Below are 21,447 nucleotides of genomic sequence, written 5' to 3' on the forward strand. Positions count from 1 at the left end.
AAATTTGATAGTACAAACCATTTTTTATTAGGGTATTCGAATATGGTTTGCTGGTATTCTTTTCAAGATTTTAGCATCTGCCATGACAGGGAAGTGTTAAAGAACGTCCTGTCTTTATTTTAAAACGGAAATTGGAGGATGGTAAAAGATGGAAATCTGAATATTATGTTTTGATATTCCGTTTTTTTACCAGGCATTTAAAAAGAACATGAAGAATCGTCCCCTGATTTGAACCCCTTTGTTTACTAAATGAAGGCATTCTTAACCGATTCTTCATGTCTTTGAGATGTGTGCAATTGTGTTATTTACCGGGGGATTTTATTTGCCCCCTTTTCGTTGTTTGGATGCAGCAGCAGCGGCACTCGTTTGTTTTTTCATTTTTTGTTGGTCGCTTTGTTGCATTTTTGTTCTGGCTCGTGCAGCGTTGGATACACCATTGGTTCCCTGCATTTTTTTTGTGGTGTTGGTGTTGCGGGCCTGAGTTTTGGTTTGTTGTTTTTCCTGACGGGCTTCCTTTTTCTCCAAACGATTTTGTTGTTTTGCTTCGGTTTGCCCGGTTTTACTTTGCTCACGTGTTTGTGTCTGTAAGCTCTGTTGGGTCATCTCCTGTGTTTGGGTGGTTTGTTCCACTTGCTCCTGAGTCTGCTGACGGGTTTGAACTTGTTGTGGTTCCTGAGCTACGGCAACGGTGCTTATCAGCACCAGGGTTGCCAGTAAAAATTTTTCTTTCATAGTTTATTGATTTTAATTGTTAGTTCAAATCTACTATGCTAATGATGAAGGAATTATGAAAAAATGGGGCAGGATAGAAAAAATCAGAAAATAAATTGAAATTGAGTGCCTTTTCCGGGTTGTGAATTGACTTTTATTTGTATATGGTGGAAATCGGCAATTGCTTTTGTGATAGCAAGGCCAATTCCATTTCCTCCATTGTTTTGGGTTATTTTTCTTCCGAAGCGGGTAAATAAATGTGCCAGAACATCATCCGAAATACCCCCGGCTTCGTCTTCGATGGTTATTACGGTAGATTGATTTTTGATTGTTGCAGAAATGCGTATCCGGCTATTTTGGGGCGAGTATTTTATGGCGTTGTTAACGATATTGTAAAACATCGTGAAGATAAGCGACGGATTACCCGGGGTTAGATGTATTTGCGACGGAATGCTGCTGGTGAGTTCGATTTGCTTGTCGGCTGCAAGAAAGTTGAGTTCTTCTACAATGTTGTTAATAATGTCATGGATCGAAACGGATTCTTCCTTGATAAATTGATCGCTTTCGATGCGGGCGATTAAAAGAAACGAATTGACCAGTGTTTTTAGTCTGAAAAGGGTGGCCAGCGATTCCTCTATTTTTATTGTCTCTGTTTTGTTTAATGCTTCTTGCCGAAGCATATTTTCTAGTTTCCCGCGTAAAACAGAGATGGGCGTTAGCAATTCATGCGAAATATTTTGTGTTATTTCTTTTTCTTTTTCGAATAAAAGTTCGATTTGATTCATGAGTTGTATCAACGTCGCGTCGAGCGTTCGAAAGTCCGATGTGTTTGTTTTTACAGGTGTTCGGTCAAAGGATTTGGCATTTGGCGACTGCTTAATTTTTCGGATAATCAGATTGAGGGGGCGAAGGATTATTTTGTAAAATGAAAATTCCCAAATGACTGATATTAACAGGAAGATAATTAAAAACCCAATGGTTATTCGTTTTATATTATGCTCGGTTTGCTGAATGCTGCTTAAACTTTTCCCTATTTCAAGCAGGAACATTTCATCATTGGCTATAAACGAATAATTGAGAACCCGGTAATCGATAATTTCGCCTTCTATTTGTCGTTGAGTGACTTCGATGAAATTCCAGAATTCATTGGATTTTAAGTGTTCCAGACTGATGAATTCTTCTTTGAGAATATTGTAACTGCCATAGATGTTGCCTGAGTCGGAATTAAGAAATGGTTCAGCACCGATTTGCGAAATGATATCCATCATTTTTTCCCGTTTGTCAATAAGTTCGTTATCGGTTTGGTATATGTTGATGCGCATTATTATTTGAGGCATCAGAATGAAGAAAGCCCCAACAAAAAGGATTTTGAAAAGTAGGTTTACGATGGTCAGTTTGACTTGGAGTTTCATCCGCATATCATTTGGTTCTTCTTTGCATTATGAAGTTTCCACAAAAAGATTATTGTTTCGGTTTGCCAATAATGGTGCTTCATGTTTTTTGATCTCAGTCTTTCTGTATCACGGCTTTGTATCCAATGCCCCGGACCGTTTCCAGCCAGTCAGCCGACTGATATTGACCCAGTTTTTTTCGTAGATTTTTTATGTGAACATCAATGAAATTACTGTCGTACTGGTCGTCGAGAATATTGCCCCAGATATGTTCGTAGAGCTGGATGCGGGACAGTACTTTATTTTTATTCAGCAGTAAATATTGCAATAGGTCGTATTCTTTTTTAGTGAGCTCTACTTCGATGTTGTTAAACATCACTTTGCGGGCCTGCAAATTGATAATAAAGTCGCCGGCATTTATTTCAGGTGTTTCAACTTTGAATTTTCTTCGGGCAACCGCCTGCATTCTGGCGTATAATTCGGCCAGCGCAAAAGGCTTGGGCAGATAGTCGTCGGCGCCGGTGTCGAGGCCTGTAATCCTGTCTGCAATGGCCCCACGGGCCGTTATGATGATAAAGGCCGCATCTACATTTAGTTTTTTAGCTTCGCGCAGCAAATCGAGTCCATCATAATCGGGTAATCCTAAATCAAGCAATACAAAATCGTAGAGATTCACGGCCAGCATCTCGGAGGCTTCTTTGCCTGTGTTGGCGATGTCGCTAATGATGTGTTCCTTATTCAGAAAATCGCCTATTTCGTTGGCCAGGTTTTTTTCGTCTTCAATGATTAATGCGTTCATATCAGGATGCTTTTGTAAGGGCTTTACCGGCCTATTTTCCAATAGGCATTAATAAAAAGTGCCATTTCGGGCGATGACGAATAATCGGGATTGTCGTACAGTGGTATATAATACAGTGGTTCAACTTCGAAGGTGAAATTTTTAATGTTAAACCCTGTGGCGATGGATATTTCTATATCTAATAAACCAAATGAAGAGGAATAGACCGGCTCTGTTTCACCATTCCCTGTGCCGGAGCCTGTATTGCTGCTTGCTGTTTCAACCGAGTATTGGTTGCCCATTACCAAATTGGCTGCAGGATTGAAATCAATAAAGGCGTTTCCTTTTAGGAAGTCGTTGGTGGCAAAATAATGAGAGTTGATGAGTTGCAGATAATAGCCTTCGTTATCTAATATTTTGCTGTAAACCAGTTGAGAATAAAGTATGTTCCAGTCGATACCGCCACTGAGTGTCAGATACCAGAAATTGCTGAAGTAGGTAGCCTGCAACTCATCGGCCGTAAAATAACCTGATAAATACAGGCTGCCGTCAAAGGTTTTATTGATAATCTTGCTGTAGCCAACCGACATATCGTAGAAGGCAATAGAGGGGTTAACGCCGGGTAAGTGATAGACCGAAGCAGCTACCATCAATTCTTTGTTGTAACTGTATATGCCCTGGGCCGAAAGATAACTGCTTTGTTCGTTTAACGTCGATCCCATGTACAACATATTACTGCCTGTCCCCAGGCTCACATAAAAAGCATGTTTTGATTCCGCCGTTTGGGCTAATGAATCTACCGTTGCTTCGGTGTTTTGTGAATATGCTGAAAAGGCGCAGTTTAAACCCCAAAGAAGCATTGGAACTGATATCTTTAATATTCGAAACATGTTTAATGCTTTTGTTTATTTTTTACCTGAACGGCCCGCACCCTGTGGTTTCCCGGCTCCTGCCGGACGACCCGATGGACGCTGTATTTTGGGACGCGCCCCGGTTCCTCTGTTTAGGTTCGGACGAGCGCCTTGCGTTTGCCTGATCTCTTTTACTTTTTGTGTTTTTTGCGTTTTTTGTGTTTCGGTGTTGGTGGATGTTTTGTCATCATCTGTTTCATCGCCATCGGTTTGGTCATCCGATGTTGTTGTTTCAACAGATGTTTCATCCTTTTGACTGGTTGAGGTCTTCTCCGGCGATTGACTTTGGGCGCTAACAATGCTGCCGGTCAACAGGGCTAACAGTAGTAAGAGTCCGCTTATTATTGAAGTTTTCATTGAATTGAGTTTTATTATCTGCATTAGGGCATCGGTAATTCAAAAGTAGACATTTAATTATGAAGATAAAATGAAGTTTAGGATTGGTTGAATAGCACGTCAATCAAAATCAGGACGTTTAGCATACCATTGGGGCGCATTCTGTGCATGGACAGCAAGGTTCTCCCCAAGGGGCGCATGATCATCCCCAAGGGGCGCAAGGCTCTCCCCAAGGGGCACACGATCATTCTCAAGGGGCGCAAGGTTCTCCCCAAGGGGCACACGATCATTCTCAAGGGGCGCAAGGTTCTCCCCAAGGGGCGCATGATCATCCCCAAGGGGCGCAAGGCTCTCCCCAAGGGGCGCATGATCATCCCCAAGGGGCGCAAGGTTCTCCCCAAGGGGCGCAAGGTTCTCCCTAAGGGGCGTATGGTTCTCCCTAAGGGGCGCATGATCATCCCCATGGGGCACGGGCTTCTCCCCTTGGGGATAGTGACCTGCCCCAAGGGGCGCAAGTGTCTGGAAGTTACCCAAATGCCCTAATAATAACGGATTGTTGCATAATTGTTTTGATTCTTTTTTGCATGGAGGAGGAGGAAGTCAGTTTACTTTTGGTCAAAGACTGTTTTTAGGGCAAGCATAACGAAGAAGTTCTCTTTACAGACAAACACTCTATTGTATCACTTGGCAGCTTAATACGCTTCATAAGCAGAAAGTAAAAATTCTTATTAATGAATTGGCGGGGTCTTTTTGGTTACCGGTTACACTTTCTGATAAAATTGGTTATTTTTATCAACTTTAATACAACCTGTTTTTTTAGATCCATATTATAAAAAGCGCAATGGCATGAAAAATCAACTCTTAATTTTTTTTCTTCTGATGTTATTAACTTCTGCATGTAATTCAAAGCCGGATGATGCTGCCGGTGATTCTTTCAGTAATCGTGATTTAAAATTGACTTCAGACCGTATGACGCCGGAAGTGCTTTGGTCCTTCGGTCGTTTGGGTAATATGGCTGTTTCGCCCGATCAAACCACGATCGTTTACACGGTAACCTATTCTAATATTGATGAAAACCGCAATTATACTGATATATATACTGTTGCGGTGAAAGGTGGGGATGCTTCTCGGGTGACCCGGACCAATCAAAACGAATCGCAAGTGGGTTGGCGGCCCGACGGACTTAAAATTACGTATTTGAGTAAGGAGTCGGGTGACCTGCAATTGTGGGAGATGAACGCCGATGGTTCGGAGGCGCGTCAGGTTTCTAATGTTAAGGGTGGAATATCGGGCTATCTGTATGCCCCGGATATGAAACATATAGCCTATTCTAAAACGGTTAAGCTGGATGATACGCCAAATGATATTTATCCTGATTTGCCCAAGGCTAATGCCCGTATTGAAAATGATTTGATGTACCGGCATTGGGATAGTTGGAGTGATTATACGTACAGTCATATTTTTGTGGCTGCTTATCAACCTGAAGGTTCGTTTGATACGGGAGTTGATATTATGAGTGGCGAGCGGTTTCACAGTCCCATGAAACCTTTTGGCGGAATGGAACAGGTGGCCTGGACCAACGACGGTCAGCAACTGGCATATACCTGTAAGAAGCTGGTAGGCCGTGCAGCCGCTTTTTCAACCAATTCAGATATTTATCTTTATCATCTCACCGACAATACAACCACCAACCTGACGCAGGGTATGCCGGGATATGATATGAATCCGGTATTTTCGCCGGATGGTTCGCGTATGGCATTTGAAAGTATGGCACGTGATGGGTATGAAGCCGACAAAAACCGTTTGATGATTCTTGATCTGGAATCCGGCAAAATCACGGATATGACAACGTCATTTGATCACAATGTGAGTCATCCGGTTTGGGATGTGAGCGGTAATTTTATTTGGTTTAGCTCGAATGTGGAAGCCACGGAGCAGATTTATTTATTGAATCTGGCCACCGGCAGTATTGATAAAACCACTTCCGGGACTCATAATATGAGCGTGGTTCACCATACAGGGGAGGCATTAATTGCCACCCGGACAAGTATGAGCAGTCCTTCAGAGATTTATCGTATCGACTTGCGGGAAGGTCAGTCTGTGAATCTGTCAAATATCAATGGTCCGGTTTTGGATCAATTGACAATGGGAAAGGTTGAAAAGCGATGGGTGACGACCACCGATCAAAAGCAAATGTTGGTTTGGGTCATCTATCCGCCGCATTTTGACGCCCATAAAAAATATCCGGCTTTACTTTATTGTCAGGGTGGTCCACAGAGCGACCTAAACCAGTTTTGGTCAACCCGATGGAATTTCCAGATGATGGCGGCTAATGATTATATTGTGGTGGCACCCAATCGGCGGGGACTCCCGGGCTTTGGTACCGAGTGGAATGAGCAGATCAGTGGTGATTACGGTGGTCAGAATATGCAGGATTATTTAACAGCCATTGATGCTCTGGCCAAAGAGCCGTTTGTTGACGAAGATCGTCTGGGAGCCGTTGGAGCCAGTTATGGCGGATTCTCGGTATACTGGCTGGCTGGTAATCATCAGAAGCGATTTAAGACCTTTATTGCGCACTGCGGTATTTTTAATCTTGATATGATGTACACCACTACCGAGGAGATGTTTTTTGTGGATTGGGATTTAAAAGGGCCTTATTGGGATAAGCCTGGTAAAACCTACGATTATTCACCACACCGATTTGTTGATAAATGGGATACGCCTATTATGGTTATACATGGTGGCAATGATTTCAGGATTCCTTATACACAAGGCATGGCTGCATATAATGCCGCTAAAATCCGTAATATACCGGCTCGTTTTTTGTTCTTTCCGGAAGAGAGTCACTGGGTTTTAACGCCGCAAAATGGCATCTTATGGCAACGTGAGTTCTTTAAATGGTTAGATACCTGGCTGAAATAGCCGGTGGATAGGTAAGTAAAAAGGCGGCTTGTTCAGTTATTAACTGAACAAGCCGCCTTTTTTGTTGGTGTCATATTCTTCTTGTCCCGACATTAAGCCTTTTGTACTGAATGGTGGCGGTTTCTATTTATTAGGGAAAAGAAATGGGCTGGATAAATTTCAACTTCTGCGTTACGCTTGTTTTCTAAATGGTTATTTACACCAGTAAAAGTGAATTTTCAGGGTGCAAAAGCTGTGAATATGAACTTGCCGGCTTAAGTTTTTGACGTTGTGAATAGAAACTCATTAGCGACAATAAAGTGCCGGGTGGGTGGTATAAAAAAACTGTCACAAACGAACAGCGTGAAGTATTCACTTTTGTTTTTTTGTGACAGCTTTATTTTTGTGAGCCTGAAAAGCTATTTGTTTTCTTTTCCTTTATTGGAGCCTGGTTTGGCGATGGAATCGCGCATGGCTGTGTCAGCTTCAATGTTGCGATATTTGACATAATCCATGACGCCAAGATTTCCACTTCTAAACGCATCGGCGATAGCCATTGGAATTTCAGCTTCGGCCTGAATAACGTTGGCCCGTGCTTCCTGAGCTTTGGCTTTCATTTCCTGCTCGTTGGCAACGGCCATGGCACGACGTTCTTCGGCCTTGGCCTGAGCGATGTTCTTATCGGCTTCGGCCTGATCCATCTGCAACTCGGCGCCTATATTTTTACCGATGTCGATATCGGCTATATCAATAGACAGGATTTCGAATGCTGTACCGGCATCCAGTCCTTTGGCCAAAACCACTTTTGATATGGAGTCGGGATTCTCAAGCACTTCTTTATGCGATTTGGATGAACCGATAGACGAAACAATGCCTTCGCCAACACGGGCCAGAACTGTTTCTTCACCGGCACCACCTACTAACTGTTTGATGCTGGCACGTACCGTAACGCGGGCTTTGGCTATCAGCTGAATCCCATCTTTGGCCACTGCGGCGACCGGTGGGGTGTCAATGACTTTGGGATTAACCGACATCTGAACGGCTTCAAAAACATCACGACCTGCCAGGTCAATGGCTGTTGCCATCTGAAACGATAAATCGATATTGGCTTTGGAGGCAGATACCAGTGCGTGTACCACCTTTTCGATATGACCGCCAGCCAGATAGTGGGCTTCTAATTCGTCGCGCTTTATGTCATGCAGACCAGCTTTATGTGCTTCGATGAGTGCCCGGACAATTACGGTGGGCGGAACTTTCCGGATGCGCATTAAGATTAACTGTATCAGTGAGGTATGAACCCCTGTTACCAATGCAGAGAACCATAACAGTACCGGAACATAATATAGGAACATGAAGAATAGAACGATTATAATCGCTATTAATCCAAGGGTTCCGAAATTTTCCATAATGAATTACTTTACGGGTTTAACAATAATGTAAGTCTTAAAAATTTTTACCACTTCAACTTCCGTCTCAGGGTCAATGAATTGATCGGGGCAACGCCCTTCAATATCTATTTCGTTAATGCGAATTTTTCCGACAGGATTAAGCCGGGTGATTGTAATGCCTTTGTCGCCCGGTTGAACGGGTATTTGCGTTGTAGACTCAACGGTGCTGCTGACTTCAGTTTTTAGCATGAAACGATTCCACGTTTTTGCTCTGAATGCCAATGCCAGCATCACAGCTGAAATGAAAAGCGCTGAAAATAGCGTGATGTTACCTGTGGTTATACCAAAAGTGCTGTAAGCAATATAAACAGCACTTCCAACCATCAGTACACCTCCCACACCGGAAATGGTAATGCCTGGAAATACAAATAATTCCAGTATCAGTAAAATAATTCCGGTTACTATTAGTAGTATAATAACGGTCATAAAATCTATTAATCGATTGTAACACTTAATGATTTCTCCGCCAATAAATAACGCAGCTCTTCCAATTCGTATAGAGCTCCCTTTTTTATTTCACAGCTCCCTTTGAAATGTGTTAATAATGCGCACTGTTCGGCTTGTATATTATCATGCTCGCAAATGTTCTGAAGGGTGCTGATAACATGATCAAATGTGTTGATTTCATCGTTATGAAGGACTAATAATCTTTCTTCAAAAGACGATTGTCCAGCATTTCCTTTTTCGCTTCTTTTGTCGTAAGGTACCATTTCAATCTTTTTAATCCTTATAGGCTTCGGAATTTATCGAACGAATATAGTTGAAATATCGATAAGTTGGATTAATCAGGTTGTAAGATAACTATTTGTTTTTAAAAAAACAGACGTTTGTCATTTCATTTTCCGGGCCTCTTCGAGTGAAATGGGTTGATTGTTCAGGAATGCGACGACAAAAGCACCGGGGAAGCCGGCCTCACGTACACTCTGCACGTTGTTACTGGCTTCTTCATACGAATTCCAGTTTCCGGTGTAATATTTACGCAAATTGCGATCTGGCAATTCCAGACTGCTTACAGCTGGTATTTTGGCTATTGCCGCCGCATTGGGTTCATTTTTGAAGACGCCTATCTGAATTTTATAAACGGGCATTTCCTTTTGGTAAACCGGTTTTTCGATCTGTTTTTGAGCCGTTGACGGGGCCGTAGCTGGTGCCGACAAGCGGTTGTTATTACGTTGGATGGTTTGATAGCTGGGCTGAACCTTACCACTTTGTTGATCTGTAAACCGCGTACTTGTTGTTGGTGCATTTGCGGTTTCTGCCGGCGTTTTAATGCCTTGCATCTGGTGTAACAAAGATGATTCGAGCATGTCAACACTCATCCGCTTTAGGGCTAACAGGCGTTCTGTTTTTTCCGGGTTGTAGCCCTGTATGTTGCGCAGATTAGAGTGTGCTTCTTTATATATGGTTCTGGTTTTGTTTAAAACATCCTGGTTGCCCGGGTTTTGAGATGTGGAGCCATACTCTTCAACAACCGGATAGTAGATCGCAAATTTTTGGTCCAGCGCCTGCTCGTATAGGTCGAGTGAACTGATTTTATAGGATCGAGACTTCTCAATGAGCATTTTGATTCTTTGGTTTTCTTGTTCTTCAAGCTCGCTGCTGTTAAGTAGTTTGTCTTTTAGTGAGGCGTTGGATTGAGGCGCGGAAGTGTGTGTCTCTTCCAGAGTTCTGGCAGCTTCGAGCGACAAAATATTGGCCCATACATAAAGCGAATCAGTGCAGAGCAGTTCGTTGACCTGAGTCGGGTTAAAAAAACGTTTGTAAACGGGTTCAACTTTTTGTCTGCGTTGAATAAAGGCCTCATCGGTGTAGAACGTGAGATCACTTTTTTTAAGTGAGTTCAGCAACATTTGGGCTTCCGGTTTTGTCGTTGTTTGTTTTGGTGTGCTTGTTTGTGTGGTTGATGGGTGATAGTTGCCTTCCGTTATCTTTTGTCTGATAAAAGATAATTCTTTGGTTCGGGCAGTGAAGTAATAACTTTTTATCATATCCTCCTGTCCGTATGTTTGCTTCTCGAGTACCACTATTTCATCAATCAATTTCTGTAGTTCCTTTTGGTCATAGCTTTGGGCGTAAAGTTTACGTTTTTGGCTCATGAGGTTCTGGAGGCTGTCTTTTTTTAACTCTTCGGTCTGGCCTTTTTTGAAAAGACTCAAGGCTTCCGGGTTTTGGAATTGATTGTAGCTGGTATAAATAAGAGTGTCATTGATCTGAAACTGAAACGATGGTGTACTGGGTGAATTTTTTTGCGCCGAATGCCTGGCTGCATACAGTGTTGTACTGCTTTTAGTGTTTGCATCGGCCGAAAGGGGTAAATCGGCTAATGTTTTAATTTGATTGACGTCCTGAGTGAATGACCTGATGACGTTGTTATCCCATACAATTTCAACCACGATAACTTTGTCGGAGGTCACGCCGCGGTTGGTGGCAAACCATGCTTTACCTTCAAATTCGTCGGGAACCAGAAGGAAGTCGTCATCGGGCGAATTAAATGGCGGGCCGAGGTTGGCGGGTTCAGAGAATGTGCCGCTTTCGGGATCCCAAAACGATTGGTATATGTCGAGTCCACCCATCCCTCCGGGTCTGTCAGATGCAAAATAAAGAGTGGTGCCATCGATCAGCATAAAGGGGTACAGGTCGTTGTAGGGGCTGTTAACCGCTCCCTTAAGTAAGTCGGCGTCGGTCCACGAATCCAGTAGTTTGACAACTTTATACAGATCGTATGTTTTCTCTTTTCCCTGAAGCGGGAAGAAAACCTGGTTGCCCCGTTCGGTTTTAAAAATGATGCTTTCTTCGCCAACGCCAATTTTAAAGAAATCGGCCGCTTTCATCAGTTGACCGGCATCTTTTGACAGGGCATAGTAATTAAGAAGTTGCGTCCGGTCGACGGTATCTTTTTTTAATACTTTTATCTCAAAGTGTTTGTTAATAAGCGTATTTGCCGTTTGACAGTCGCTGATGGCGCGTTGGGCTATTTCGGTACGAGGGTCGTTACTTCCGGTCTTTTTTAAAAATGTTTCATACTGCGAAATAGCCAGTTGGTTTTCGTAGACACGTTGGTATAGCTGCCCCAGGTAAAAATAGACGTCGTTGGATGGTGGTTTGACGGCTGCCAGCTTTAAACGTTGAATGGCTTCGCTGTTGTTTTCTTTGAGGTAATAAAGTGAAATGCCGTAATAGTAATTGTAGGCATAGTGTTTATTGTTGTGTGTAAGTAACTGTTGATAGGCCATTTTGGCTTCACGGTATTTTCCGCTGTTAAATAGTTCCAGAGCTCCATTGGCCGTAGTAACGGGTTGCTGGGCCATTAAGACAGCTGGCAGTGTGATTATGAGTATTAAAAGGATGATAAATCGTTGTTTGATCATGGTTTTGTTTTTAGCCTGTTTGTCTACGGAAAAACTCAATGAGTAATGACTTCAAATTTAGTGAAAGGTTGCGAAAAAACTAATGGAAACAGATGAAACCAGTATGAGATATATTCCTCTTTTATTTGTAACATGGTTTGTGATAAGGACAACTTATGGGGATGATGGAATGTGAATTTTTCTTAAAAAATATAAGGTTGCTGTATATTGCAGTGTGTTTTCAAATTACCATTATTATTCATCCAGTTTATATCTCCATTCATCAACAGGCGCTTAATTTATTCCCTCAATGCCTTTGTGAATTCTCTCAATCAATTCCTCTTTGGATTTTACACGGATATTCAGAAGGAAATTTCGGCTCTATTTCTGACAGACATCTCAATTATATTTAACCATGAGCCATGTTTCGGTGTAAATAGCAATTCGCTTTTGTTGGGAGTTTCTGGCCGATATTTCTTCAAAAATTCAATTTATCCGAAGCTTTGTTGCCTGCGTTTAACAGAAAAAGGCCTCCCTGAAAAGGGAAGCCTCTTTTACCCAATTTAATGGTATTCTAGTTTTCGCTTGTAGACAAATGCTCATTCAAAAAAGTAAGCATGGCCCGATAAAAATCAAAACGATTTTCCTCATTATGAAATCCATGACCTTCGTTATCCTTCACCATGTATTCCACATCGACACCACGCTCTTTTAAAGCCTTTACGATCTGATCCGATTCATTGATATTTACGCGCGGATCGTTAGCCCCCTGAGCCACAAACAATGGCGCTTTAATTTTATCGACATGATAAACAGGCGAAGCAGCAGCCATCAACAGACTATCCGATTCAGGATTCCCAACCATTTCGTACATCATATCCAACATCGGTTTCCAATATGGAGGGATGGTTTTCATAAAAGTAAATAAGTTTGAAACGCCCACATAGTCAACACCGGCGGCATATAAGTCCGGACTAAAGCAGAGTCCGGCAAGTGTGGCATACCCACCATAACTCCCACCATAAATAGCAACTCTTTCGGGATCAGCAATGCCTTCATCCACCAACCATTTTACGCCATCGGAAATATCGTCTTGCATGGTTTTTCCCCATTGTTTAAACGAAGCCTCCCAAAAAGCACGTCCAAAACCGGTTGAACCTCGATAATTCATCTGCAAAACAGCATAACCATTATTTGCTAAAAATTGTATTTCAGGATTAAACCCCCAATAATCACGCGCCCATGGGCCACCATGAGGATTAATCACCACCGGCAGATTCTGGGCTTTGTACCCTTTAGGTAATGTCAGATATCCCTGTATCGTCAACCCATCGCGCGATGTATAACTAATGGGCTTCATATCACACATATTTTCAGCATCGAGCCAGGGACTTAATTCTGCCAATAAAGTTAATTTGTCAGTCGCTTTATCGTACAGGTAATATTCACCACGCGTTTTGTCGCTAAAAGTCCGAATCATAAATTTATCCTCCGCTTTATTTTCACTGGCAAAACGGACTTCAACACCAGGTAATTTAGCTTCGACTTTCTCGTAAAGCATTTTTGCCTCATCATCAAGAAAATGAACCTGTTGTTTGGATGTATAATAATACGCAGCTTGTAATTTTTTCTCCTTCTTAGAGTATGAAAGACCGGAGACATCAGCTTCGTCGGTTTCGAAAATAACATCCAGCTCTTTGGCGTTGGCTATATCAAAAAGTACTATGGCTTCCTTATCGCGTCCTACATTAGAAGTTGCATAAACATTTTTATTGTCGAAGGTGAAGAATAAAGGATTTAAAGTCTCTTTGAAATTAAGTGACATAACGGGCGTAAATTCTTCAGCTTCAGTGTTACGATACATATAAGTCTGATTCACGCCATCGGAAGCAATGGCAATTCTCAATTTACCATCATGGTCAGTCATCCATCCCAAATAATTTCCAGGGTTTTCGGCCAACATAACCATCTCACCTGTTACAATATTTAAGCGATAGGGATCAAAAACACTTGGATTTCTTTTATTTAATCCAATCATAATCTCATCGGGCAGTTCTTCCAGTTCGTCAATAATTTGAGTTCTTACGCCTTCAAAAACAGTTAAACCAACCAACTCCGAACCATCAATATTAACACCATATAATTGGAAGTTTTCATCACCTCCTGTGTCTTTTAAATATATAATTCTGTTATTGTTAGCCCATAAATAACCGGCAATATCCCGATCAACTTCAGACGTTATACGAGTCGCGCCTTCTTCGCCAATCTTTTGAATAAATACATTCATCCGGGATTCATAGGGCGCCATATACGAAAAGTATTCACCATTTGGTGATAACTCAAAAGAAGTTTTTTCCGAATTTTTAAAAAAATCTTCTACTGCAACGGGGTCAGCTTTGGGCTCCATTTGTTCACACGAGGCTAGTGAAACAACAAGCACCAATGCAATTAGAAATACATTTTTCATAACAACTTTTTTTAGTTTAATAAAGTTTTGCGAATAGCATAAGCTAAGATTATTAACAAATTTGAATAATAACTTAATCAATATCAAGTTTTTAATTTAATTGTTTTAAAATTATTATTGTCCGGTAAAAAACAGACTCTTCATTTTAGTGCTCAAACCCCATGGGGCTTTTTCTTTTTTTACCCGTTAAAGTTTTTATTTCTATAGCGTTTGTGATCCGCTTCGGCAAAATTTAATTTTACTCAATTTTGCGTTTAGCGAGAGCAGTGTGCCTGCCTGTTTGCAACAATGCAGAAAGTTGTGCCCTTCAAATTCATGTTCATTTATGTTTTTGAAAAATTGTTGATATTTTATCGGTTGTATCATTCAGTATTGAGAATCCGATTAGCCCGAAGGGCTTAATCATAGTTTGAGATTAACTTAATCGGAAAATAAACCTGTTTATTGGAATTTTGATCATGTTAACCTGAGGGTAACAATTTTTTCAATGTCTCCTCCCGGTTTTGCGCATAGGAAGTTTTTACTCTATGATGATTCTTATCGATTGCTGGTTTTTATCCGTCCCATTTTGCAAGCGAGTGTCGTTATAAAATGATGTTTTATTGCTGACAATAAATAGAGCCTGTCTATAAAGTCCAACTTCTGCGTTACGTTTGCTCTCAAAATGGTCATTTACGGGAGTAAACTCACATTTTTCGAGCTGCGCAAGCCTTGAGTTTGAACTTTATAGCTCAAACTCCCGACTTTATGGACAGGCACTAAATAAGTGTATTTTCTTTTCAATATTTTTTAATTGCTTTTTTTCAGTTAAGTTTATAACCAAATATTGAAGTTGGATAGAGGCGGTTAACCCTTTTATGCAAATTTATTTATGCAACCCTTAATTCGTCCCATACTTTTTTACCAACTAATTTTATTGGCCGCCTATTGGGGTTCTTCATTTTTGGTCGGTGCCGAATTATTTGAGGGATTCATATCAGCCAAACAAAGCGGCGTTGAAGTGGTGGCATTGTTTTCAATCCCTTTGTTGGTGTTCTCACTTCTTTTCAGGAAAAGGGTTTATTTTACCATTGTCGATTTACTAGTTGTTTTTTTCTGTGGCTGGTCTCTTATCAACGAAGCCATTATACTTAATTCCCCATTCACCGATTTTTCGTTACATTTCTTTACCATATGTTTATGGTTGGTTGTTTATCTGTTTGTTCGCAGCATTTCCGATAAAACCACCTTGTTGTATGGTGTTGTGATTTTGTGGATGATTTTTTCACTGCTTCATTTAGCTTTAGGATTGACGCAGCTGTATGGTTTTTGGGTTTCTCTTCATGGATTATTCACTATTGTCGGCGCGTTTTATAATTGCGGTTTTGCAGATCTCGGCATACCAGTTGCATGCGTCGTTTTCTTAATTCTGAAAATAAATGTTAAGGCACTCTTATCGTGTTTTAGAGCTCACGGCAGTGCCGTTGAAGCCTGCGAAGAAGCTTTTATTTCTACAATGATATATTTACTTTTTTATCCAAAATATTTGTTGGCGAAACTATACAACGAAAGCGTCCGGCACCAGAAAGCCAACAAGCCGCTGGCGAAATACTTAATAGCAATGTAAAAGTAGAGTCTTCGGCAACAAAAGAAATAATGAGAGAAATGAAAAACGTAGTCAGTGAACAATGAACAGTAAACAGTACACTGCTGACTGGTAATCGCTAACTCTTAACTGCTAACTGGTAACTGAACATTTTTGGGAAAAAGAAGAGGAAGCCACTGTGCTCTCCGGCCCACGCTTCCTCTTCGGACTCCCCTAACTAAAATAGAAAGGAGGTAATGTGACAAAGATAAATATTTAAAAAAGAAATCGCAGCTGATTTAGCTCACGTGCGAAGGGCGTTTCTGCAAGGCAGAGGTATCTTATTATTATTTTTAAATCAACAGCTATTAACACAATAGCTAAATTTTAATTATTAATTTTTGTTACGATGAAAAAGAAAATAATTTTTGCAGTAGCAACAGGGTTATTTGCAGTGGCAACTGTGTTTAATATGAATGTATTACAATCAAATAATGCTGGCGATGTATCGTTGGATGCTATTGCGGTGATGGCGCAAGCAGCTACAGAATATGGAGGAAGTGATGGCACCTGTTGTAACAATAGTATGGACGTGTGTGAGTGGGATGATGGCTTTAGAACTAATGGGTATTTTATTTAATTAGATTTTTATATAATAGCATACAGAAAATTTTTATTTTCTGTATGCTATTTAAACAATGACTTATATTATGAGACATTTTTTCCATTTCGTGTTTTTATTTCTATTCTTCGTTTTAATAGGATGTAATACTCCAGGTGAGTTAAAAATTAAAAAATATAATATTAATTCATCTATAGTGGAAATAGATTCTAGTTTATTTGGAAATCCAGGCAGACTGATGCTTTCAGACTCATTGTTTTTTATTTCAGATGATGTGGGCGGATTTTATTTTGCAGTATTTGATATTAAAAACAAAAAATTTTTAAAGAGATTTGGTAAAAAGGGAAAAGGACCAAACGAAATTATAACGCCATTTAACACATTTATGTATAAAGGAAAATTCGCTTTTAAAACTTTGAATACAGAAAATATTGCCACTATTAATATTAATGATATACTAACTAAATCAGATCCTGTAATAAATATTATAGCAAAACTTAGGGAAGAAAAGAAGGCTCTAATCCACACTAATGTAATTCCATTAAAAAATGATAATCAATTTTTATCAACAGGCTTCTTTTCAAACGGTAAATATGCTGTCATAGATATTAAAAATGGTACTGATTCAATTTTTGGGACTTATTCAATTCCTAATGTCAATATGAATCAATTTAACACTGGGCATATTTTCCAAACTGGCATCATACATCATCCATCACAAAAAAAGATTGTGAATATCGGGAGGGTATATGATCAAATTGAAATAATTACATACAATGACAAGGGAGATTATGATATTGTTACAAACAATCCTAGTTTTCAGCCAGAAATTAATTACAAAAGTAAACCTTATAGACTATCACGTTCTAGCAGATTTGCATTTCTGGATATTTCAGTTACAGTAAAATATATTTATATCCTTTATTCCGGTAAAACATATCAAGAACACGGTAATGGTGTATTTTTAAGCAATAAAATTCATGTCTATGATTGGGACTTAAATAAGAAATGTGAATATGAACTTAATCATGAAATTTCTTCATTTATTGTTACAGCAGATGACAGACATCTTTATTCTTTTGCATTGTCAGATAATTCAGAATTAGATCTGGTAAAATGGGATCTAATTCATCATTAAATATTTTGAGAAAAGTAAATTGAGTTTTATTAGCTTGGTTTAAAGAGTCGTATTTAACTGATTTTTGCAATAACAACAGGGCTCTTTGCACTTGCAACAGTTTTTAATATGAATGTATTACAATTAAATAATGCTGGTGATGTATCGCTGGATGCTATTGCGGTGATGGCGCAAGCGACAAATGAGGGGAATATTGTTGATGGTTATGGACCTAGTGCGACAACAGTATGTGATATTCCTGGAGGCACATGTGATGTAAGCGCTCAGGATGCTGGTGCAGCTGGGTATTAATACATTTAATATTATATTGGTAGCTAAATTTTAGCTGCCAATATATCATAATAATTAAATTATATTTGAATCTATCGTGATGAAAAATACTCAAATTGGCAATTTCTTTTTTCTAATTTTACTTGGAAGTATATTAGTTGTTTCCTGTGAAAATGAATCTTCACAAAATAATGATTTTATTACTATTAATCTGAGCCCTAAAAATGATTCGCTAATAATGTCGCAATTTATTAGTAACGTTGATTATGTGCCTTTAAAAACGCCTGCAAACTTTCCTATTGGTAACATTGAAAGTGTTGTCATTCATGATAATTTTTTCTTTGTGAATCACACTGCTACAAAAGCTGTAATTTCAGTATTTAATGCAAAGGGCGATTTTCAATATAATATTGGATCGATAGGGAGAGGGCCAGGGGAATATGTCGCTATGCATGGTTTTACAATAAATACTGAAACGAATGATGTTATAATAATGGATTTAATGACGCAAAAAATGCATTATTATACAGAAAAAGGGAAGTACCTAAAATCAGAAAAATTACCAATACATGGTTTAGATATTATGTCTTTTGAAAATGGTTTTGTGTTTTGGGTCGGAAACTTACATAATACAATAATTAATAAGGATGTAACAAAATTATGGAATTTATACGTTACTAACTCTAATTTGGAAATTACAAACAAATTTCTTGAAGTACCTAAAGAGTTTATGGGCGTTATGCAAGGCTCATTACCTAGTAGTCTTTCTCCTTATAAGGATGGTGTAAATATTGTTCAACCTTTAAGCAACTATATTTATGAATATAAAAAAGGTGAATTAAAAACAAAATACTATTTAGATTTTGGTTCTTTAAATTGTGATTTTTTAGGAGAGTTTCGTAAAGATAAAGGAAATCCTGGAAGTTTTCTGTTTAGATTAAGAAAAACTGGAGCTACCTATTATTTTAGTCATTTTTTTGAGTTTAATAATTATCTTTATTTTACTTTTCTTTCTGGAAATGAAATGTATTCAACCATATATGACAAAAACCAAAATATAGCTAATGTTGGTAAAGGTTATCCAATTGATGATATCAATGATGCAATATTTGGAAAAACTGTGGGAAGTTATCAGGGGCATCTTATATCTGTTATTGATCCAGTACTTTTATTAGATGATGAGAATAATGTGCCTCCAGCTTTACAGTATTTGCAACTTACTGAAAATAGTAATCCTGTGCTGGCTATTTATAAGATACATTAAATGGGATCTGTAATTACTAAGCAGATCCGACTTTAGTGCTTGCACGAAAATGCTAACGTCAGCGTTGCGATTGTTCTCAGAATGGCTGTTTAAACTGGTAAATTCACATTTTTGGACTTCGCAGGTCTTGAGTGTTCTTGCTGATGCATTTAAATAAAGAATTTGCAGCAGTTTGATTAATCCCGGATGCAAGTGGTATTTCTGCAAGGCAGAGGCATCTTAAATTATATTTTAAATTCAATAGTAATTAGTTTAATAACAGAATATTAGTAATTTTTTTTATTATGGTTTTATCTTATTTTTTGAAAAAGAGGTGTTATAAGAAGTTGAACATTAAAAAATGGATTTTTTATTTTTCTCTGCTTTTTTTGTTTCCAGGATGCTTTACTGTGGATAATAAACAGAAAGATGATACGATGAAGTTGAAAATTAATGCTTCCAGTTTCGTTTGTGGGGATAGCAATTATTTTGATTTAGATGAAATTGAATTTTGCGATAGTGTTAATTATGTAGCTCTTGAGACAACGCCAGAGTCATTAATAAAGCATATAGATCGGATTCATATTTCTTCTAAATATATTTATATTTTTGATAAAAGTAGGAGTAGATTATTTCAGTTTACATTGGCAGGTCAGTTTGTAAAGCAAATCGGCTCTGTTGGTAAAGGTCCGGATGAGCATTCAAAAATTATGGATTTTTCAATAAGCAGAGCTACTGGAAATGTTCTTATGCTTTGCGAATATCAGTTTGTTGAATTAGATACCGAAGGGCATATTCAGAAACGATTAAAATTGCCAGATGTTTTTCACAGCTTTATTTTAGTCGAGAACAGTTTGTGGTTGTTTTCTTATGATGACTCCTACTGTGCGACTCTTTTTGATTATGATAGTGGCGAAGTTATTAAAAAAGAAATTTCGAAACACTTTCCTGAATTGAAACATAAAATTCATTTGCAAAGAAATGTTTCTTATGGACCTGTTCCTTTTTTTGTCGATTTTTGGGATGACAATGTTTATTCGTTTACGAAAGATGATGTTGAACAAGTGAGGAGTATTGATTTCGGATCGCATTCTGTTCCAAAATCGGTAGTCAGAAAATTGGGGCGCCAATCCGATTTTATTAGCTATTTAAATAAAAATTGCTATTGGTACCATATTTCGAATTTTGTAGAAAGTAATAATTTTATTTTTTTTCGAGCTGAACCACAGGTGTTTGTCCTGTTTGATAAAAGTACAAATAAATTTTATGTGGCTAATTTTTTTAAAGACAGCACCACTGGATTGTCGTTGTCTAACCTTGTCTCAGCTGGCAATAGGTCGGCAGTCTGTTTAACTAATATTGTTCAACCTAATATTTTATTGATGAGTAAAAAATATATTCAATCCTATGCTTCGGACTCTTGTTTTTTAAAAATTGTTAACTCAATTGAGGAAGGTGATAATCCGATTTTAATGAATTATTGGCTACGATAGGATTATAGTAATTGGATGGAGAAAGAAAAAGCATTATGTATTTTCTGTGGTGTGTGAATAGTGTTTTTTGTCGGATGGTGAGTTTTTTAATTTATTAAGAGTTGTTTATGAAATTTAAATTATCGTTAATATTTTTAGTATTTGTTTTTTTTTATTCTGCGTCCCATTATCACCTACAGAGAAATAATTACATAATATCCTTAATACCTCTTTAAATTTTGAACAATTTGATATTGTTCGGCATGAAAATTTTATGCTTACGTTTCAGGAGTTTAGAAAAATTGATGATTATTTGTATGTAATTTATCTACAGAGTGGTTGTCGGTCTTGTTATCCAAAGTTTATTGAGTGGCAACAAAAGATGGATTCCATCGCTAAACCTGATAATTATACAGTGCTATTTGTTATTAAAGGTGATAGTTATGAGGATTTTATGACTCATGTTTTGGATATTGATTATATAGATGACAAATTTTATACAATTATGGATACGGATGGTGAATTTTTTGATCAGAATAAGGATATCCCCCGATGGATAATTGACGCTGGTATTTTGATAGATACCGAGAATAAGATTATAATGGTGGGTGCACCTTGGATAAATGAGGATATGATGGCCCTTTTTAATAAAATAGTGAACAATGAACAATGACCACTTAACAGTGCACTGCTGACTCCCGATAACTGTTGACTGTTGACTGAACACTGTTTTTTATGAGCTGATTATTATTTATAATCGAACTAATTTACCCCCCCCCGTTAAATAATTTTTATTTATTAATTATTTAATTTACATTTGTTAACCCAAAAGATATTTTGCAGTT

At 38.6% G+C, this 21,447-nt stretch carries 19 protein-coding genes; 9 read left to right on the top strand and 10 right to left on the bottom strand.

Features of this window, described 5'->3' with window-relative positions; genetic code table 11:
• Window positions 1–318: 318 nt before the first annotated feature.
• The 5 genes from ACT3CD_RS11345 to ACT3CD_RS11365 form a co-directional block, all read right to left on the bottom strand.
• Window positions 319–732, bottom strand: a complete 414-nt coding sequence (locus ACT3CD_RS11345; RefSeq protein WP_444645745.1) for a hypothetical protein — start codon at window positions 730–732, stop codon at window positions 319–321.
• Between the two features lie 83 nt (window positions 733–815).
• Window positions 816–2,123 (bottom strand): sensor histidine kinase, encoded by a 1,308-nt coding sequence (locus ACT3CD_RS11350; protein WP_444645746.1) that lies wholly within the window; start codon window positions 2,121–2,123, stop codon window positions 816–818.
• A 94-nt stretch (window positions 2,124–2,217) separates the two neighbouring features.
• The gene (locus ACT3CD_RS11355; protein WP_444645747.1) at window positions 2,218–2,901 is read right to left on the bottom strand and encodes a response regulator transcription factor; all 684 of its coding nucleotides are present in this window, start codon (window positions 2,899–2,901) and stop codon (window positions 2,218–2,220) included.
• A 23-nt stretch (window positions 2,902–2,924) separates the two neighbouring features.
• Window positions 2,925–3,770: a hypothetical protein gene (locus ACT3CD_RS11360; protein ID WP_444645748.1), complete on the bottom strand. Its 846-nt coding sequence runs from the start codon at window positions 3,768–3,770 to the stop codon at window positions 2,925–2,927.
• A gap of 15 nt (window positions 3,771–3,785) precedes the next feature.
• Window positions 3,786–4,148 (bottom strand): hypothetical protein, encoded by a 363-nt coding sequence (locus ACT3CD_RS11365; RefSeq protein ID WP_444645749.1) that lies wholly within the window; start codon window positions 4,146–4,148, stop codon window positions 3,786–3,788.
• 87 nt (window positions 4,149–4,235) lie between these two features.
• Between ACT3CD_RS11365 and ACT3CD_RS11370 the strand changes: the two genes are divergently transcribed.
• Both ACT3CD_RS11370 and ACT3CD_RS11375 read left to right on the top strand, forming a co-directional pair.
• Window positions 4,236–4,670 (top strand): hypothetical protein, encoded by a 435-nt coding sequence (locus ACT3CD_RS11370; RefSeq protein ID WP_444645750.1) that lies wholly within the window; start codon window positions 4,236–4,238, stop codon window positions 4,668–4,670.
• A gap of 303 nt (window positions 4,671–4,973) precedes the next feature.
• Window positions 4,974–7,052, top strand: coding sequence for a prolyl oligopeptidase family serine peptidase (locus ACT3CD_RS11375; protein WP_444645751.1), 2,079 nt, complete (start codon window positions 4,974–4,976; stop codon window positions 7,050–7,052).
• A gap of 398 nt (window positions 7,053–7,450) precedes the next feature.
• On the opposite strand, the gene floA is transcribed toward ACT3CD_RS11375, so the two are convergent.
• From floA to ACT3CD_RS11400, 5 genes are all read right to left on the bottom strand, one after another.
• Window positions 7,451–8,437 (bottom strand): flotillin-like protein FloA, encoded by a 987-nt coding sequence (floA, locus tag ACT3CD_RS11380; RefSeq protein ID WP_444645752.1) that lies wholly within the window; start codon window positions 8,435–8,437, stop codon window positions 7,451–7,453.
• Window positions 8,438–8,443: 6 nt separating this feature from the next.
• Window positions 8,444–8,905 carry an NfeD family protein gene (locus ACT3CD_RS11385; protein WP_444645753.1) on the bottom strand — a complete coding sequence of 154 codons (462 nt, stop codon included), beginning with the start codon at window positions 8,903–8,905 and terminating at the stop codon, window positions 8,444–8,446.
• Window positions 8,906–8,913: 8 nt separating this feature from the next.
• Entirely contained in the window at window positions 8,914–9,189 is a 276-nt protein-coding gene (locus ACT3CD_RS11390; RefSeq protein WP_444645754.1) for an ATP-dependent Clp protease adaptor ClpS, read from the bottom strand.
• Between the two features lie 120 nt (window positions 9,190–9,309).
• A complete protein-coding gene (locus ACT3CD_RS11395; protein WP_444645755.1) occupies window positions 9,310–11,847 on the bottom strand; it encodes a tetratricopeptide repeat protein in 2,538 nt (845 codons plus the stop codon).
• A gap of 553 nt (window positions 11,848–12,400) precedes the next feature.
• Window positions 12,401–14,293, bottom strand: coding sequence for a prolyl oligopeptidase family serine peptidase (locus tag ACT3CD_RS11400; RefSeq protein WP_444645756.1), 1,893 nt, complete (start codon window positions 14,291–14,293; stop codon window positions 12,401–12,403).
• A gap of 871 nt (window positions 14,294–15,164) precedes the next feature.
• Between ACT3CD_RS11400 and ACT3CD_RS11405 the strand changes: the two genes are divergently transcribed.
• The 7 genes from ACT3CD_RS11405 to ACT3CD_RS11435 all read left to right on the top strand — a co-directional run bounded on the left by ACT3CD_RS11405 (window position 15,165) and on the right by ACT3CD_RS11435 (window position 21,275).
• Window positions 15,165–15,899 carry a hypothetical protein gene (locus ACT3CD_RS11405; protein ID WP_444645757.1) on the top strand — a complete coding sequence of 245 codons (735 nt, stop codon included), beginning with the start codon at window positions 15,165–15,167 and terminating at the stop codon, window positions 15,897–15,899.
• Between the two features lie 367 nt (window positions 15,900–16,266).
• A complete protein-coding gene (locus ACT3CD_RS11410) occupies window positions 16,267–16,497 on the top strand; it encodes a hypothetical protein (RefSeq protein WP_444645758.1) in 231 nt (76 codons plus the stop codon).
• A gap of 70 nt (window positions 16,498–16,567) precedes the next feature.
• On the top strand, window positions 16,568–17,617 hold the full coding sequence (locus tag ACT3CD_RS11415; RefSeq protein ID WP_444645759.1) for a BF3164 family lipoprotein: 1,050 nt from the start codon (window positions 16,568–16,570) through the stop codon (window positions 17,615–17,617).
• Window positions 17,618–17,725: 108 nt separating this feature from the next.
• A complete protein-coding gene (locus ACT3CD_RS11420; RefSeq protein ID WP_444645760.1) occupies window positions 17,726–17,908 on the top strand; it encodes a hypothetical protein in 183 nt (60 codons plus the stop codon).
• Window positions 17,909–17,987: 79 nt separating this feature from the next.
• A complete protein-coding gene (locus ACT3CD_RS11425; protein ID WP_444645761.1) occupies window positions 17,988–19,151 on the top strand; it encodes a 6-bladed beta-propeller in 1,164 nt (387 codons plus the stop codon).
• A gap of 416 nt (window positions 19,152–19,567) precedes the next feature.
• Window positions 19,568–20,623, top strand: a complete 1,056-nt coding sequence (locus ACT3CD_RS11430; protein ID WP_444645762.1) for a 6-bladed beta-propeller — start codon at window positions 19,568–19,570, stop codon at window positions 20,621–20,623.
• Between the two features lie 253 nt (window positions 20,624–20,876).
• Window positions 20,877–21,275: a hypothetical protein gene (locus ACT3CD_RS11435; protein ID WP_444645763.1), complete on the top strand. Its 399-nt coding sequence runs from the start codon at window positions 20,877–20,879 to the stop codon at window positions 21,273–21,275.
• The last annotated feature ends 172 nt before the right edge of the window (window positions 21,276–21,447 follow it).

It is taken from the genome of Geofilum sp. OHC36d9, from assembly GCF_052400685.1.
Lineage (GTDB): Bacteria > Bacteroidota > Bacteroidia > Bacteroidales > Marinilabiliaceae > CAZHHH01.

Bases quoted from the DNA above. Each gene is read 5' to 3' on its own strand.
- floA (WP_444645752.1), bottom strand. From the start codon at position 8,437: ATGGAAAATTTCGGAACCCTTGGATTAATAGCGATTATAATCGTTCTA.
- ACT3CD_RS11420 (WP_444645760.1), top strand. From the start codon at position 17,726: ATGAATGTATTACAATTAAATAATGCTGGTGATGTATCGCTGGATGCT.
- ACT3CD_RS11365 (WP_444645749.1), bottom strand. From the start codon at position 4,148: ATGAAAACTTCAATAATAAGCGGACTCTTACTACTGTTAGCCCTGTTG.
- ACT3CD_RS11405 (WP_444645757.1), top strand. From the start codon at position 15,165: ATGCAACCCTTAATTCGTCCCATACTTTTTTACCAACTAATTTTATTG.
- ACT3CD_RS11425 (WP_444645761.1), top strand. From the start codon at position 17,988: ATGAAAAATACTCAAATTGGCAATTTCTTTTTTCTAATTTTACTTGGA.
- ACT3CD_RS11435 (WP_444645763.1), top strand. From the start codon at position 20,877: ATGCTTACGTTTCAGGAGTTTAGAAAAATTGATGATTATTTGTATGTA.
- ACT3CD_RS11410 (WP_444645758.1), top strand. From the start codon at position 16,267: ATGAAAAAGAAAATAATTTTTGCAGTAGCAACAGGGTTATTTGCAGTG.
- ACT3CD_RS11350 (WP_444645746.1), bottom strand. From the start codon at position 2,123: ATGAAACTCCAAGTCAAACTGACCATCGTAAACCTACTTTTCAAAATC.
- ACT3CD_RS11360 (WP_444645748.1), bottom strand. From the start codon at position 3,770: ATGTTTCGAATATTAAAGATATCAGTTCCAATGCTTCTTTGGGGTTTA.
- ACT3CD_RS11375 (WP_444645751.1), top strand. From the start codon at position 4,974: ATGAAAAATCAACTCTTAATTTTTTTTCTTCTGATGTTATTAACTTCT.
- ACT3CD_RS11385 (WP_444645753.1), bottom strand. From the start codon at position 8,905: ATGACCGTTATTATACTACTAATAGTAACCGGAATTATTTTACTGATA.
- ACT3CD_RS11345 (WP_444645745.1), bottom strand. From the start codon at position 732: ATGAAAGAAAAATTTTTACTGGCAACCCTGGTGCTGATAAGCACCGTT.
- ACT3CD_RS11400 (WP_444645756.1), bottom strand. From the start codon at position 14,293: ATGAAAAATGTATTTCTAATTGCATTGGTGCTTGTTGTTTCACTAGCC.
- ACT3CD_RS11430 (WP_444645762.1), top strand. From the start codon at position 19,568: ATGAAGTTGAAAATTAATGCTTCCAGTTTCGTTTGTGGGGATAGCAAT.
- ACT3CD_RS11395 (WP_444645755.1), bottom strand. From the start codon at position 11,847: ATGATCAAACAACGATTTATCATCCTTTTAATACTCATAATCACACTG.
- ACT3CD_RS11355 (WP_444645747.1), bottom strand. From the start codon at position 2,901: ATGAACGCATTAATCATTGAAGACGAAAAAAACCTGGCCAACGAAATA.
- ACT3CD_RS11415 (WP_444645759.1), top strand. From the start codon at position 16,568: ATGAGACATTTTTTCCATTTCGTGTTTTTATTTCTATTCTTCGTTTTA.
- ACT3CD_RS11390 (WP_444645754.1), bottom strand. From the start codon at position 9,189: ATGGTACCTTACGACAAAAGAAGCGAAAAAGGAAATGCTGGACAATCG.